13 protein-coding genes are annotated in these 13,546 nt (G+C 56.8%); 6 read left to right on the top strand and 7 right to left on the bottom strand.

Annotation, left to right across the window (positions count from 1 at the left end):
* Nucleotides 1-18 precede the first annotated feature (18 nt).
* The 7 genes from OZX72_RS05625 to OZX72_RS05595 form a co-directional block, all read right to left on the bottom strand.
* Nucleotides 19-723, bottom strand: a complete 705-nt coding sequence (locus OZX72_RS05625; RefSeq protein WP_277157711.1) for a DUF6466 family protein — start codon at nucleotides 721-723, stop codon at nucleotides 19-21.
* Nucleotides 720-1,778, bottom strand: a complete 1,059-nt coding sequence (locus tag OZX72_RS05620) for a vWA domain-containing protein (RefSeq protein ID WP_277159377.1) — start codon at nucleotides 1,776-1,778, stop codon at nucleotides 720-722. Before OZX72_RS05620 ends, OZX72_RS05625 begins: the two co-directional genes overlap by 4 nt.
* The gene (locus OZX72_RS05615) at nucleotides 1,775-2,833 is read right to left on the bottom strand and encodes a VWA domain-containing protein (RefSeq protein WP_277157710.1); all 1,059 of its coding nucleotides are present in this window, start codon (nucleotides 2,831-2,833) and stop codon (nucleotides 1,775-1,777) included. The genes OZX72_RS05620 and OZX72_RS05615 overlap by 4 nt, the downstream gene beginning before the upstream one ends.
* Nucleotides 2,830-3,351, bottom strand: a complete 522-nt coding sequence (locus OZX72_RS05610; RefSeq protein ID WP_277157709.1) for a hypothetical protein — start codon at nucleotides 3,349-3,351, stop codon at nucleotides 2,830-2,832. The genes OZX72_RS05615 and OZX72_RS05610 overlap by 4 nt, the downstream gene beginning before the upstream one ends.
* A 92-nt stretch (nucleotides 3,352-3,443) precedes the next feature.
* Nucleotides 3,444-4,406, bottom strand: coding sequence for a DUF58 domain-containing protein (locus OZX72_RS05605; protein ID WP_277157708.1), 963 nt, complete (start codon nucleotides 4,404-4,406; stop codon nucleotides 3,444-3,446).
* Entirely contained in the window at nucleotides 4,403-5,479 is a 1,077-nt protein-coding gene (locus OZX72_RS05600; RefSeq protein ID WP_277157707.1) for a MoxR family ATPase, read from the bottom strand. The genes OZX72_RS05605 and OZX72_RS05600 overlap by 4 nt, the downstream gene beginning before the upstream one ends.
* A 34-nt stretch (nucleotides 5,480-5,513) precedes the next feature.
* Nucleotides 5,514-6,263: a uracil-DNA glycosylase gene (locus OZX72_RS05595; protein WP_277157706.1), complete on the bottom strand. Its 750-nt coding sequence runs from the start codon at nucleotides 6,261-6,263 to the stop codon at nucleotides 5,514-5,516.
* Between the two features lie 140 nt (nucleotides 6,264-6,403).
* Here OZX72_RS05595 and OZX72_RS05590 point away from each other — a divergent pair, with 140 nt between their 5' ends.
* From OZX72_RS05590 to OZX72_RS05565, 6 genes are all read left to right on the top strand, one after another.
* Nucleotides 6,404-7,021, top strand: coding sequence for a LytR C-terminal domain-containing protein (locus tag OZX72_RS05590; RefSeq protein WP_277157705.1), 618 nt, complete (start codon nucleotides 6,404-6,406; stop codon nucleotides 7,019-7,021).
* Between the two features lie 215 nt (nucleotides 7,022-7,236).
* Complete coding sequence (locus OZX72_RS05585) at nucleotides 7,237-7,440, top strand: cold-shock protein (RefSeq protein ID WP_277157704.1); 204 nt, start codon at nucleotides 7,237-7,239, stop codon at nucleotides 7,438-7,440.
* Between the two features lie 238 nt (nucleotides 7,441-7,678).
* Nucleotides 7,679-9,307, top strand: a complete 1,629-nt coding sequence (gene groL, locus OZX72_RS05580; RefSeq protein WP_277157703.1) for a chaperonin GroEL — start codon at nucleotides 7,679-7,681, stop codon at nucleotides 9,305-9,307.
* Nucleotides 9,308-9,551: 244 nt separating this feature from the next.
* Entirely contained in the window at nucleotides 9,552-10,421 is an 870-nt protein-coding gene (locus OZX72_RS05575) for a TPM domain-containing protein (RefSeq protein ID WP_277157702.1), read from the top strand.
* A gap of 152 nt (nucleotides 10,422-10,573) precedes the next feature.
* Nucleotides 10,574-11,305, top strand: coding sequence for a response regulator transcription factor (locus tag OZX72_RS05570; protein WP_277157701.1), 732 nt, complete (start codon nucleotides 10,574-10,576; stop codon nucleotides 11,303-11,305).
* 197 nt (nucleotides 11,306-11,502) lie between these two features.
* Nucleotides 11,503-13,386, top strand: a complete 1,884-nt coding sequence (locus OZX72_RS05565; RefSeq protein ID WP_277159376.1) for a HAMP domain-containing sensor histidine kinase — start codon at nucleotides 11,503-11,505, stop codon at nucleotides 13,384-13,386.
* Nucleotides 13,387-13,546: the final 160 nt, after the last annotated feature.

Raw genomic sequence — 13,546 nt, 5'->3', positions numbered from 1 at the left:
TGTCTGACCGGCGCGTTTTCACCAAGGCTTGACGCTGGAGCTGTCATCGCTTTTGGTCGGGGTTTTATTGTCGCCGTTGACCGGGCCATTCGGTTGATTGGCCTTGAGGGTTTCTTCGACCTGTTTGCGCTGCTCGTCGGTCAGCCCTTGGCTGCCGGCGTTGCCGGAATTCGGGGATTTCGAGCCCTTGCCATTGGCCCCTTTACCGCTTGTTCCGTTCCCATTGCCGTTGGCCGCGGCTATCTTGTGATCGGTCGAAGTGGTGAGCTTACCGGAAATGTCGCTGTTGACGTTGATGAGTTCCTTCGTGCTGGGCGTAAGCAGAACACCCATGCGTCGGGCCTGATCGAACTGGGCGTTGGCCTGGTCGAGCTGTGCCTTGACCCGTTGCGGATCGGCATCGGGTTTCTTGGAGTATTCGATGCTGGCGTTGAGCGATGCCGTGGCCTGGTTATAGGTATCGATGGCGGTTATGTTCGCCAGCAGCGCCCCGGCGACGGCGAGAAAGACGACCGCTATGACTCCCATGACGATTCGTACAGGCAAAGACGCTATCGCCTGATGCTTCTTGCCTTGCGCTTGCGGCCTTGCCTTGGTGGCGCCTGCCTTGCGACGTTTTGTGCTTTTTTGAAGCGTTTTGGACGCTAGGGCTGGCGTTGGCGCGGCTGGAGGCGTGGAAGCAGAGTGGGTTTCGTTCTTGTTCTTGTTTTTGTTCTTCTTCACAGCAGTCTCCTTGAATTCGCCAACCAGCTGCCCATCTCCATCGTCAACAGTGCTGCCAGGGCTATGTAAAGGGGCCAGACCACGGGCATCACGCGTTCACGGCGTTTCGGCGTTTCCACGGTCCTGAAATGCTTGGAAAGCGAGGTCACGGAAGATTTGTCGAGCTTGTGCGTGGCATCGAGCAGGATGCATTTTCCGCTCATCTCGTCGGCGATTGCGATCAGGTTCTTCTTGTCCATCCTTGAGATTCCGGGCTGGCCCGTGGCGGGGTCCTTCACCCACCCTTGGCTGCTCGTGCTCGGCTGGTCGCCATCGGAGTCGCTGGGGCCTGCTGTGACTTCGGGAATCTGGCCGCCTTTCTCGCTGCCGACGCCGATGGTGAAGGCGTCGTCGAGGTATTGACGAAGTGAAGAGAAGGTGCGTCGTGGTTTCGCGGAAGTCTGCTCACCATCCGATATGTAATACAGTACGATTTTATCCTGCGGATGTGCAGTGCGCATTTGCTTGAGCGTCACCAGCAGCGGGTCGATCGGTGCGTCCAGGTTCGAACCCGCGGAGACCGAGGTCGGTTCTGTGTTAAGCCCGGTGGCCCAGTTGCGGATGGCACCGATATCGGGGGTCAACGGCACGTCCAACGTCGCGCTCGCACCGAAATGCACCGCAGCAAAGCTGGAATTGTCATAGATTGACGTGAGGTCGTCAATGGCTTTCTTGGCGGCATCCAGGCGTGTCATCGTCTTGCTCGTTCCGTATTGGGCGTCATCAACGGCCATGGAGCCGGTCACGTCAGTGGCGATGACCACATCGATGGTGTTCACCGCGCGGCTTGTGGTGCTGGCAATGGTGGAGGGGGTCAATGCCAAAAGCGCAATGATGACGCAAATGACACAACGGCGCACGCATGCCCACACGGTTTCGTCGCTTTCGCCTTTCCTGCGGCGGTGAACCACGACCACGGCGAACGCGAAACCAAGCATGATAATCGCGATGGCGATGCCGGCGGGCCAACCGAGCGCAGGGTTGAAACGCAGTGTCTTAAGGTTGTCGAGGTTCATCGTTTGAGCCTCCAAGCAAGGCCTATCCAAAGCGCCACCAAGAGCGCCAATGCCAAAGTCCACCAGCCGGGGGCATCCACCAAAGCCGCCTTGCGGACCTTCTCTTCGTCTCGGTTTTTCCGCTTTTCGATCGTTTGGACGAGGTTTTCTATCGGTTTGCCGGAATGAACGGAGAAATACGAGCCTCCGTGAGAGGTGATATCACGTTGCATTTCGATGGTCGTGTCATCGTTTTCGCTACTGGCAGGGCCGGCGTACAAACCGTCCACCACGATGCCTGCCTTGTGTGTAAGGTCTAGGGCTGATCCCAGCGTGTAGGTCGATTTTCCGGAGAAGTTATCGGTCGCCAGCACGATCGAGGCTTTGTCGGACTCGTCTTGGGTTCGACCCGTCTTGCCGTATGTGAAACCGGGGAGCATCGCCGCGCAGCTCACGAGGCCGTCGCCAATCAGACTGGTCTTGTCCTTGCGGTTCTGGGTGCCTTCGATCAGATCGGAGAATTCCTGCAGGGTGCGGTCATTGGTTTTGTTGATCTTGTCCTGTGAGGAGATTTTTCCCAAGATATCGCTGGCGTATTTGAGCTGTCCTGAGGCCAACTGGTAATCGTCGGTCAGCGGGAAAAGCGTGCGGGAGGTCGAGTTGAACAAGCTCAGGCCGATCCGCTCGCCCTTGAAATTGGAAATAAGCCGCTGGTAGGAGGCAAGGACCTCATGGTCGTAGGAAAGCATCGAAGGGGAGACGTCCAAGCACAGGACGATGTCGCGGTTCGCAGCCCTTTCGTCGGCTTCGTCAACCGTGGAAGGTCTTGAAACCGTCACTAGCGAAGCCAAAAGCGAAACCGCCAGAATGATTACTGCCAGACGCCCCAGCACTCGCCATTGCCGGAAAAGTTCTCCCACGTGTTCGGTATTGAGATCCTCATCCAAATCGAACACGGGAATCTGCGGCGACTTGTTCGGACGGCGCGCGCTGACCAGCTGCCAGGCAATGATACAGACGATTGCGGCAACGAGCGCTATTGCGGCGGCCCAAGGCCAATGCCACTCGAGGTTCATTTCCGCCACCTTTCAATCAGGTTCGAAACCCATTCGGCGGCTTGCTCCACACTGGTGGACCGCGCCTGCTCGTGGCGTTCGGCGTCAGCGAATTCCGGGGGATAGAGGGCGGTGATTGTTTGCCGCAGCAGTTTCATTCCTGGATCGGCCGAAGTGGAGACAGGAAGATGATTGATGTCGGCAAGGGTGTAGGAGCTCATATCCTTGTTGGTCTTTACCCCGGCAAAGTCACGCGCCACTTGTGCCAGGTCGCGTAGCGCCGCGTCCCGCGTCAACTCGCCATTTGCATGGCGTTCCACTATATCGTTGATGCGCCTGCGCCACGCCATTTTGTCGTTCTGTGCGCTGTGGGCACCGTGGACTTTCGCGCCGGCTTGCTTTTTCGGCCTTGAAAGTACGATTATCGCAATCACCAGAATGACTGCGGCCGCGAGGAAGACGATGAAGGCGCCGATAAGCACCGTCGGAACCGTAATCAGCCCTTCGGGCTTGTAATCGGACAAATCGAGAGTGTTCACTTGAACATGCTGAAAGCTTAGAGAACGGGGCGTTCTTTGACTGGTTGCCGCCTTCACGTATGTATATAACGGTAATTGCCGCATCGCTGGAATCATGCCATTCCTCCCAACGATACGGAGGAGGCGTCAAAGCGGGCGAACGAGGTCTGCTTCAAGGTCACACTCACCAGATGAATGAACTGGGAGAACATGTCCTCGCTCGATTTTGCGCGTATCAGCGTCGTGCCGCTGGCTTTGAGATGCTCCTGCAGTTGGGCGGTCAAATATTTGCGATGGGTGTCGACGGAATTTGCCGATTGCTCGCCGATCATGAAGGCGGGAATGCGGCGGCCGTCGAACCCGTCCGTGATTTGGCCGAACGGGATTTTCCTGAACGGGTTCAGGGTCGCCACATCGATGAGCATCAACGGGTGCATCGCGGCGATAAGCCGCAGCGAGTGCAGATGGTCGCCGCTCAGGGCGTGTTCGTCGGTGGCGATGACCACCAGCGAGTCCCTGTCGTTCAAGGTTCGGGCGTAGGCGAGCAGGGCTTCGAAATTGCGAGGATGTCGCTTTTCGCCGCCCATCCCGTTGTCGATGGCCTCTTCGAATTGGGCCAGCCCGCCTTTGAACGGTTTGCGGATGATGTTCACGCTGTCGGCGAACACCAGCGAAATCCTGTCGTGTCGACGAGCGCTCAGGGCCGCGAACATGCACATGGCATTGCCGGCGACCTCCCTGGCTGTTTCTCCCGAGGTCGTTCGACCTTCCATTTCCAGCCCGTTGTCGAGTAGCAGATGGACGCGTGAAGTCACCAAGCGTTCGCGGTCGATGACCATGGGGTGCCCCTGCTTGGCGCTGGCTTTCCAATCGATAAGCCGTGCCTCGTCTTCGAAGGTGTAGTCCCTGGTGGACATCGGATCGTTGTTGCCGCCGAGCCGTGATGATGAGTGCTCTCCTTCGAGCACCCCCAAGGCGCGGCGTACCGTGGGTAGAGTCAGTGTCGAGGAAAGTGTTTCGATTTTCCTGCGTACTTCTCTTGCCTCCGGTGAGGCTTGACGTGGGACGGAACTCATGGAACGGGCACCGTTTCGACGATGGAATCGATGATTTGGTCTGTGGTGGTGCCTTCGGCCTGAGCTTCAAATGTCAGAAGGATTCGGTGACGCATGATTTCGTGGACGAACTTCTTGACATCCTCGGGAATCACATAGTCGCGTCCGTTGAGGAGGGCCTGAGCCTGACCAATGCGCACCAGCGAGATGGAGGCACGTGGGCTTGCGCCCAGACGTACCTTGGTCGCAAGGTTCTTGATGGGATGGGTGCCTGCGCCTCGCGAGGTGGCCACCAGATCGACTGCATAATTCATGATGGCTTCGGAGACGTGAACGCGTCGTGCGGCCGTGCGCAGAAAATCGACGTCGGCAATGCTCAGGGCGTTCTGCACCGGGGTGGAGGGGTCCACCACGTCAGTGCCACGAAGCGTGAGCATCGAAAGCATGCGCGTTTCGTCGGCGGCGCTGGGGTAGGTCATGACGGCCTTCATCATGAAACGGTCCATCTGTGCCTCAGGGAGAGTGAAGGTGCCTTCCTCTTCGATCGGGTTTTCCGTGGCGATGACCATAAACGGCTTCGGCAGCGCTATACGTTTGCCGCCGATGGTCGTGGCGCCTTCGGCCATCGCTTCGAGCATGGCCGACTGGGTCTTCGCATTGGAACGATTGATTTCGTCGAGCAGCACGAAATTGGCGTGAATCGGACCGATCTGGGTGGAGAACTGCTGCTTGGAAAAGTCGAAGATTTGCGTGCCCACGAGGTCGGAAGGCATCAGGTCGGGCGTGCACTGCACACGGCGGAACGTGCCGGAAACCGAAGTCGCCAGCGTCTGGGCCGCGGTGGTCTTGGCAAGGCCCGGTACCGATTCGATCAGGATATGGCCGCCGGCGATCATCGTCGTGATTAACGCTTCACGAAGGTTCTCCTGACCGATGAGCGTTTGGGCGAAACGCATGCGAATACGGTCGGCGAGCTGCTTGGCACGGGCTCCTTCACCGGCGCCGGTGCTTGTGGCGGTAGGGGTTGGAATGGATGTGTTGGGCTGTTGCCCGGCAGGCTGCGACGAACGTGGATTTGGTGGGAAAATGGCCATAACGCTTCTATTCTAGATTGCTAAATGCGGATGTTTATTGCTCTGTCTGAGGCATTGTAGCCGAAGGTGGAGTCGAGGTTGACGTCAAATCCCAGTTAATCGGTGCTACTCCCATCTGCTGCAGTGCCGCATTGGCCCGGGAAAACGGGCGGGAACCGAAGAATCCTCTTGAAGCGGAAAGTGGGCTGGGGTGTGGAGATTTGATGATGAAGGCGTTGGTCAGCAGCGGCTCGAGGCTTTGCGCGTTGCGTCCCCAGAGGATGGCGACCAAAGGCTTTGGCTTGCCCTGTGCGTCTTTGCGTGCGTTCAAGGCCGTGATGGCAGCGTCGGTGACTTTCTCCCAACCTTTTCCCTGATGGCTGTTGGGTCGGCCGATGCCAACGGTGAGGCAACGGTTCAGGAGCATGACCCCTTGGCTGCACCAAGGTGTGAGATCGCCGTTTTGTGGGATCGGCAGGCCGAGGTCGTCGTGCATCTCCTTATAAATGTTCTGCAGGCTTTTGGGCACGGGGCGTACGTCGGGTGCCACGCAGAAGCTCAGTCCCACCGGGTGGCCAGGCGTGGGGTATGGATCCTGGCCCACGATCAACACCTTGATGGAATCGAACGGGATGGTGAAGGCCCGCAGGATGTTATGGCTTGCAGGCAGAGAAGGGCGCCCGGCCTTGTGTTCGGCGCGCAGGAAGTCCCCCATACGGTGGATGTCCGGTTCCACGTCGGCCAGGGCCTGCGCCCAACCGGCCTCGACGAGTTCGGAAAGTGGTTTGACATGGGTTTCGCTCATGCCACTTAACAATAGGATCGGGTAAGTATGTTTATTTTTCACGTTTATTTTTCGAGAATTTTTAACGCATCTGAGGTTTTGACGGTGGAGGACGCTATAGTTAATATCAATTGTTTGTAGTGAACATACGGAGGAGAATTATGGCGCGCGAAGACCGAGGTAACTATGAGTCTTATCAGAAAGACGCATTCGACAACCCCCCGAAGGGACCTATAGGCGTTCACCGCGGCAATACGTCACTACTTTCTCGCTCGATTCCCTATGTCATAGTCATCATCGTGGCTATCATCGCTGGTCTTCTGGTTTGGGGCTTCTACTCAGGTGAATTGCAAAAAACCTTTACCGGACACAACCAGACTCAGTCCCAGACCACGACTGCTCCGAAGGCTCTCAAGAAAAAGAAGGTCGTCAAGCAGGATACGGACACCAAGTCCGATACCAGCAATTCAACCAATCAGCAGCAGCAAGCGGCGCCTCAGCCGGCTCAGCAGGTCAACAAGCAGACCGCGGTTCAAGTCATCAACGCCACCCAGACGAGTGGCTATGCCGCCAAGAAGAAGGCCGTGCTCGATCAGGCCGGCTATACACAGGTGACCGCCGGCAATGCGTCGGGAACGCTTCCTTCCTCCACCGTTGTCTGGTATCAGAACGATGCCGACAAGGCCACGGCGCAGGATGTTGCGAATACCTTGGGCATTCAGGCCGTGCAGCAGCAGAACGGCATCCAGCAGGCGATTGTCGTGGTGCTGCTTAACTGATTCGATAATATCGATACTTGACGGGCCCCATTCAAGGACCGCATTCGACCGGTTAATTGACTTTTTGTGTCTTAATTGTTCATTTTCTCGGCGTGTTGCGTGTTTTTGACTGGGGTTCTGTCTATAGTTGAAGCATGTTACGTGATGTGGTATTCGGAATCAGCCGGGTGCCTCATATTGTTTTCGCGTGACACTCGGATGAGAGAATGGTTATTATGGCACAAGGTACCGTGAAGTTCTTCAATGCTGGCAAGGGTTACGGATTCATCAGCCCCGATGATGGGAGCGAGGATGTCTTCGTTCACTATTCTGCTATTCAAAGTGATGGCTTTAAGAAGCTTGACGACGGCGATAAGGTGGAATATGAGTTTGAGCAGGGCCCGAAGGGCCTGCAGGCGACAACCGTCACCAAGCTCTGAAAAGCTAGCTCAAAGCTATATTTAACGTCGGGTTCCGGTTCATACGAATCGGAACCCGACGTTTTTTCATGCCAACAGCGCAATTTCATCAATTTTGGCACTCGACGGGTGGGAGTGCTAATCTTGCAATTAGCACTCGAAGCCTGAGAGTGATAATCGGCAGCTGACGGTTGGTTATCGTGCTTCAAGGATTTCGAGTGAGTCAATATTAGCTGTGTAGCCAATTGTGGAGGAAACAATGGCAAAGATGATTGCATATGACGAGGAAGCTCGCCAAGGAATGCTTGCGGGCCTCGATGAGCTCGCCAACACCGTCAAGGTCACGCTGGGCCCCAAGGGCCGCAACGTCGTGCTCGACAAGAGCTACGGTGCCCCGACCATCACCAACGATGGCGTTTCGATTGCCAAGGAAATCGACCTTGAAGATCCTTACGCACGTATCGGCGCGGAACTGGTCAAGGAAGTCGCCAAGAAGACCGATGACGTCGCAGGCGACGGCACCACCACCGCTACCGTGCTCGCGCAGTCGCTCGTGCACGAAGGCCTGAAGAACGTGGTTGCCGGATCGAACCCGGTGGCTCTGCGCCGTGGCATCGAAAAGGCTTCGGATGCTGTCGTGAAGGAACTCGTCTCCGTCGCCAAGGACGTGGAGACCAAAGAGCAGATTGCTGCTACCGCTACGATTTCCGCCGGCGATCCCGAGATTGGCGAAAAGATTGCTGAAGCGCTCGACAAGGTCGGCCAGGATGGCGTCGTGACCGTCGAAGACAACAACCGTTTCGGTCTCGATCTCGACTTCACCGAGGGCATGCGTTTTGACAAGGGCTATATCTCCCCGTACTTTGTCACCAACAACGACGAGCAGACCGCTGTTCTCGACAACCCGTACATCCTGCTCACCAGTGGCAAGCTCTCCAGCCAGGAGGATGTTGTCCACATTGCCGAGCTCGTTATGAAGAGCGGCAAGCCGCTCCTGATCATCGCCGAGGATGTCGACGGCGAAGCACTGCCGACCCTGATTTTGAACAAGATTCGTGGCACCTTCAACTCCTGCGCCGTCAAGGCTCCTGGTTTCGGCGATCGCCGCAAGGCCATGCTGCAGGATATCGCTATCCTGACCGGTGCTCAGGTCGTTTCCGACGATCTGGGTCTGAAGCTCAACTCCGTTGATATGTCCGTGCTGGGCCAGGCCAAGAAGGTCATCGTCTCCAAGGATGAGACCACCATCGTCTCCGGTGCCGGCTCCAAGGAAGACGTCGAGGCTCGTGTCTCGCAGATTCGCGCCGAGATTGACAACTCCGATTCCGACTATGACCGCGAGAAGCTGCAGGAGCGTCTTGCCAAGCTCGCCGGTGGCGTGGCCGTCATCAAGGTCGGCGCTGCTACCGAGGTTGAGGCCAAGGAACGCAAGCACCGCATCGAGGATGCCGTTCGTAACGCCAAGGCCGCCATCGAAGAGGGCCTGCTGCCCGGCGGTGGTGTTGCGCTCGTCCAGGCTGCCAAGAAGGCCGAGGAATCTGCTGATGTCAAGGCTCTGACCGACGAAGAGGCCACTGGTGCCGCCATCGTCTTCCGTGCTATCGAAGCCCCGATCAAGCAGATCGCCGAGAACTCCGGTGTCTCCGGTGATGTCGTGCTGAACAAGGTGCGTGAGCTTCCTGAAGGCCAAGGCTTCAACGCTGCGACCAATAAGTACGAGGACCTGCTCGAGGCCGGCGTGGCCGACCCACTGAAGGTGACCCGTTCCGCTCTTCAGAACGCTGCTTCCATCGCCGGCCTGTTCCTGACCACTGAAGCCGTTGTGGCCAACAAGCCGGAACCGAAGCCGGCTCCTGCTGCGGGCCAGGGCGCTGACATGGGTTACTGATCCGAGCGTGATTCCTCAAGCCGAAAAGCTATAGGGAATCGTTAGGATGTCGAAAGCGCCGGTATCTTTGAAAGATACCGGCGCTTTCTTGTTACCTGATTCGATGAATCACAGATTGATAAATAGCTCATCATGCATTGAAAGACATGCCGACTGACAAATACCGTCAAACGTTGTTCATCTTCTTTGTGTCGGTAGCGGACTTAAGGGGTCATTGGTGAACCTGCCCGCTAGAGTGGTGGATATGTCAGCCAGTATTTTGCCTCTTACGGATACCGCAGAAAGCCCGAATCGTTTCTTGCACGAGAAAGCCAGGCCTGAATGGCCGTTGCGACATGGTACCCAACGTGTCTTGGAATTGCTCATCGTTGTCATCGTCTCCATGCTTGCAGGCTCGCTTTTTCTCGGCTTCGCAAGCCCGGCCCAGGCGGCAAGCCAGTCAACGGGAGAACTCAGTGCCGATGTCACCGACCCGCAGAATCTTCTTGGCGGCAGCGTCTCAAAGGTCAACGATGAGATCGTTTCGACCAAGCAGGAAACCGGCGTGACAGTGCGACTTCTGTATCTGGCCAATTTTGCGGGCACCAAAGATCCGGACAAATGGGCGGGGGAGAGCCTGCAATCGACCAAACCGCCGGCCAACACCGTTCTACTCGCCGTCGCCTCTAATGACGGCAGGCTCGTGGTCGCCGTCTCGCACAATTCCGATAGCTGGCTCAAAGACAACGACCATGTTTCTCAGCTTTCCCAAGCCGCGCTCGGGCCCATCCAAAAAGGCGATAATCCCGATTGGTCCGGTTCGGCGTGCGCGATGATGGACGAAATCAAGGTGCTGCACAAGCAGGAGGCTTCGAAAAAGCCGAAGATCATCATCGGCGTCTCCATTGCAGTATTGGTGATACTCATCGCTGTTGGTGTGGTTGTCATGCTACGCAAACGCAAGGCTGGCGGTCACAAACATGCCAAATCCGCCAAAGACAAGGGCAAGGGCGAGGGCGAGGACAAGCGTGAAGCAGCAGTCGAAAACTCTGTAACCGAGCACACGGATGCTTCAGGTGCCGCGGAACATGCAAAATCTGGGAGCAAAGGTCCTCGCCATCGCAAGAAAAAATAAAGCATCATAGCGTTGCGTAGGCTCGTTGTCTCTTCGATTTCTATGAATTTATATGCGGATGCGTTTCCGGCTATTTAGCTGAGTGATGAATCGACCAATTTGTGCAGGAAGCATTCAGGAAACATACAGCCAGACGAGTAATCCTTAGCGTTATGAGCAAACCAATAGAAGCATCAATCGTTGTAGTGGATGACGAACCGTCGATTCGGGACCTGCTGGTCGCATCTCTGCATTTTTCAGGCTTCGAGGTGGCTACGGCCGCTTCTGGAACCGAGGCCATCGAAGTCATCGAGAAGACCCAGCCCGATTTGATCGTCCTCGATGTGATGTTGCCTGATATCGACGGCTTTACCGTGACCCGTCGTATCCGTCAGGAAGGTATCGACGCGCCGGTGCTGTTTCTCACCGCCCGCGACGACACTCAAGACAAGATTATGGGTCTGACCGTCGGCGGCGACGATTACGTAACCAAACCGTTCAGCCTTGAAGAAGTCGTCGCCCGTATCCGTGCCATCCTGCGCCGCACCCATGAGCAGGTGGAGGACGACCCGGTCATCCGCGTGGGCGATCTCGAAATCAACGAGGATTCGCACGACGTAACACGTGCCGGACAGGCCATCGACTTAAGCCCCACGGAATACAAGCTGTTGCGCTACCTGATGGACAACGAGGGGCGTGTACTTTCCAAGGCCCAGATCTTGGACCACGTATGGCAATACGACTGGGGCGGGGATGCGGCCATCGTCGAATCCTATATTTCCTACCTGCGCAAGAAGGTCGACGGCGTCGTGGTCACTGATCCGGACGGCACCAAGCACAAGGTCGCCCCGCTGATCGAGACCAAGCGCGGTATCGGCTATATGATTCGTGAACCGAAGGATTAGTAAGGCCGATGATGAGCGTACAGACATCGGTAGGGGCGCAGGAGGGCACAAACGTCGGTGCGGATGACTCGGAAGAACATGCACCTTTCACCGAGTCAGCCGATGCTAAGAGCGAACCTGGTCAGTTCGGCAACCCCACAAAAGCTAACAAACCGCCGAAAGGCAGCAGGCCAAGCAAGTTTCCGGCGTTAGCCAGAATGCGTAAACGCTGGCTTGCGCGTCTTGATGGGGTGCCCCTTTCCACAAAGCTGGTTGCCTGCACGCTCGTTTTGCTGATGGTCGGTACATTCGGCATCTCGCTGACGATACGCCAGCTGGTCAGCAGCTATCTGGTACAGAAAACCGATGCTCAGCTGCGCGATCAGGCCCAGCTGGTCTACAGCAACGTCGATCTGCTGAGCCGCAAAGACGAAAACGAAAACGTCGGCCCAAACGAATACTTCATGCAATGGCGCGACAGCAAAACCAACGTCATCATCAGAACGCCGCTGGTCCCTGTATTGCGCAATAGCGTCGTGTCCGAACCTGTGTTGCCCGCCAACGGCTCCATGGGTGATGTTCAATATGACAAGCCGTTCACTGCATCTGCCAAAGTACGGGAGTTGAACCCGTCCGCGAAAGCGGACAAACGCACGATGCAGGTGGCCCAGGCCCCGTGGCGCATGCTCGCTCTGGAAGGCCGGGAACGTGGGCCGGACGGCAGCAGCACGGTGAAGATGACGGTGTATATCGGCGTGTCGATGGCCGACCAGATCGACATCATCTCGACGCTGACGCAATATTCCATTTTCGTCAGTATCATCATCGTCCTGCTCGGCGCGGTGGTGGCCACGCTGATCATCCAGCGTACGCTGTTGCCGCTGAAACGCATCGAAAAGACCGCCGCCAAGATTGCCGCCGGTGACCTGAGTCAGCGTGTTCCCACGGCTCCCGAAAACACCGAGGTCGGTTCCCTTGCCGCGTCGCTGAACGCCATGCTGGCGCGCATCGAATCAAGCTTCCGCGAACAGCAGGAGACCACGGAGAAGATGAAGCAGTTCGTCTCCGACGCCAGTCATGAGTTGCGTACGCCGTTGGCCACGATTCACGGCTATTCCGAGCTTTACCATATGCAGCGCGACCTGCCTGGAGCTTTGGAACGCGCCGACGAGTCCATCGACCATATAGAAGCCTCGAGCCAACGCATGACCGTGCTCGTCGAGGACCTGCTTTCGTTGGCTCGCCTTGACGAAGGTCGCGGCATCGACATGACCCAGCAGGTCAACCTCGCCCAGCAATTGAAGGACGCCGTCGACGACCTGCATGCGCTCGACAACAATCGCGTCATCAGGCGGGGACGGCTCGAGCTCAATGCCAAGGACGGCAACAAGCCCGCTCATCTGGTGTTCAGGGAAGGCGAATTCTCGGACATTACGTTGACCGGCGACGGCTCGAGGCTGCGCCAGGTCATCACCAACATCGTTGGCAACATCCACCGCTATACGCCTTCGGATTCGCCGGTCGAAGTCGGTCTGGCCATCCTTCCTGCTTCAATTAGCCCCGAATCGTTGCAACGTATGCCCTCAAACCCACAATCGCTGCGCTACTTCCTCGAGGCCGTCGAGGTCGGGCAATCCATGCACATGGGTATGAACTACGCTGTGTTCAGTTTCATGGACCACGGTCCCGGCGTTCCTGCGGACCGTCAGTCCCAGATTTTCGAACGATTCTATACGGCCGATCCCTCCCGCGCACGCCAAAAAGGCGGTACCGGGCTTGGCATGTCCATCGCGCAGTCGGTGGTGCGGGCCCACCATGGCTTCATCGATGCGACCACGACCACCAACGGGGGAGGTCTCACCCTGACGGTGATTCTTCCTCTCGGACCGGTCGAGCCGGATGTGCCTGCGGTTTCCGCAAATTCTGACGCCAAGAACGGCGGCAAATCTGGCAAGCAGGCGAGACAAGGCAAATCGGGTAAATCCGGCAGGCAGGGCAAAGCGAAAGCCTCGAATCGTCAAGGAAAATGGTCACGCCGTGATAGAAGCAAGGCAAACCAGAATAAAGTGAACCCAGATAGTGATAACCGTTCCGAAACGTAACAATAACGATGGATTGACTTACTATATTCAGATTAAATATATTCGAGTATCTGTATGCAGAGATTCATGCTATTGACGCTTCGCCTATGGTTTCGCGCTTTGCGCAGCGGTTACGCTAGACTGGTAGAAGACCAAGAAAAGACGGAACGGGAACGGTATT

Source organism: Bifidobacterium sp. ESL0769 (assembly GCF_029395495.1).
Taxonomy (GTDB): Bacteria; Actinomycetota; Actinomycetes; order Actinomycetales; family Bifidobacteriaceae; genus Bifidobacterium.
This window is presented reverse-complemented; position numbering and strand designations above follow the sequence as displayed.

What these genes read in the sequence shown, in the direction of transcription:
- OZX72_RS05620 (WP_277159377.1), bottom strand. Translation starts at nt 1,778, where the DNA reads ATGAACCTCGACAACCTTAAGACACTGCGTTTCAACCCTGCGCTCGGT.
- OZX72_RS05615 (WP_277157710.1), bottom strand. Translation starts at nt 2,833, where the DNA reads ATGAACCTCGAGTGGCATTGGCCTTGGGCCGCCGCAATAGCGCTCGTT.
- OZX72_RS05605 (WP_277157708.1), bottom strand. Translation starts at nt 4,406, where the DNA reads ATGAGTTCCGTCCCACGTCAAGCCTCACCGGAGGCAAGAGAAGTACGC.
- OZX72_RS05600 (WP_277157707.1), bottom strand. Translation starts at nt 5,479, where the DNA reads ATGGCCATTTTCCCACCAAATCCACGTTCGTCGCAGCCTGCCGGGCAA.
- OZX72_RS05595 (WP_277157706.1), bottom strand. Translation starts at nt 6,263, where the DNA reads ATGAGCGAAACCCATGTCAAACCACTTTCCGAACTCGTCGAGGCCGGT.
- OZX72_RS05590 (WP_277157705.1), top strand. Translation starts at nt 6,404, where the DNA reads ATGGCGCGCGAAGACCGAGGTAACTATGAGTCTTATCAGAAAGACGCA.
- OZX72_RS05585 (WP_277157704.1), top strand. Translation starts at nt 7,237, where the DNA reads ATGGCACAAGGTACCGTGAAGTTCTTCAATGCTGGCAAGGGTTACGGA.
- groL (WP_277157703.1), top strand. Translation starts at nt 7,679, where the DNA reads ATGGCAAAGATGATTGCATATGACGAGGAAGCTCGCCAAGGAATGCTT.
- OZX72_RS05575 (WP_277157702.1), top strand. Translation starts at nt 9,552, where the DNA reads ATGTCAGCCAGTATTTTGCCTCTTACGGATACCGCAGAAAGCCCGAAT.
- OZX72_RS05570 (WP_277157701.1), top strand. Translation starts at nt 10,574, where the DNA reads ATGAGCAAACCAATAGAAGCATCAATCGTTGTAGTGGATGACGAACCG.
- OZX72_RS05565 (WP_277159376.1), top strand. Translation starts at nt 11,503, where the DNA reads ATGCGTAAACGCTGGCTTGCGCGTCTTGATGGGGTGCCCCTTTCCACA.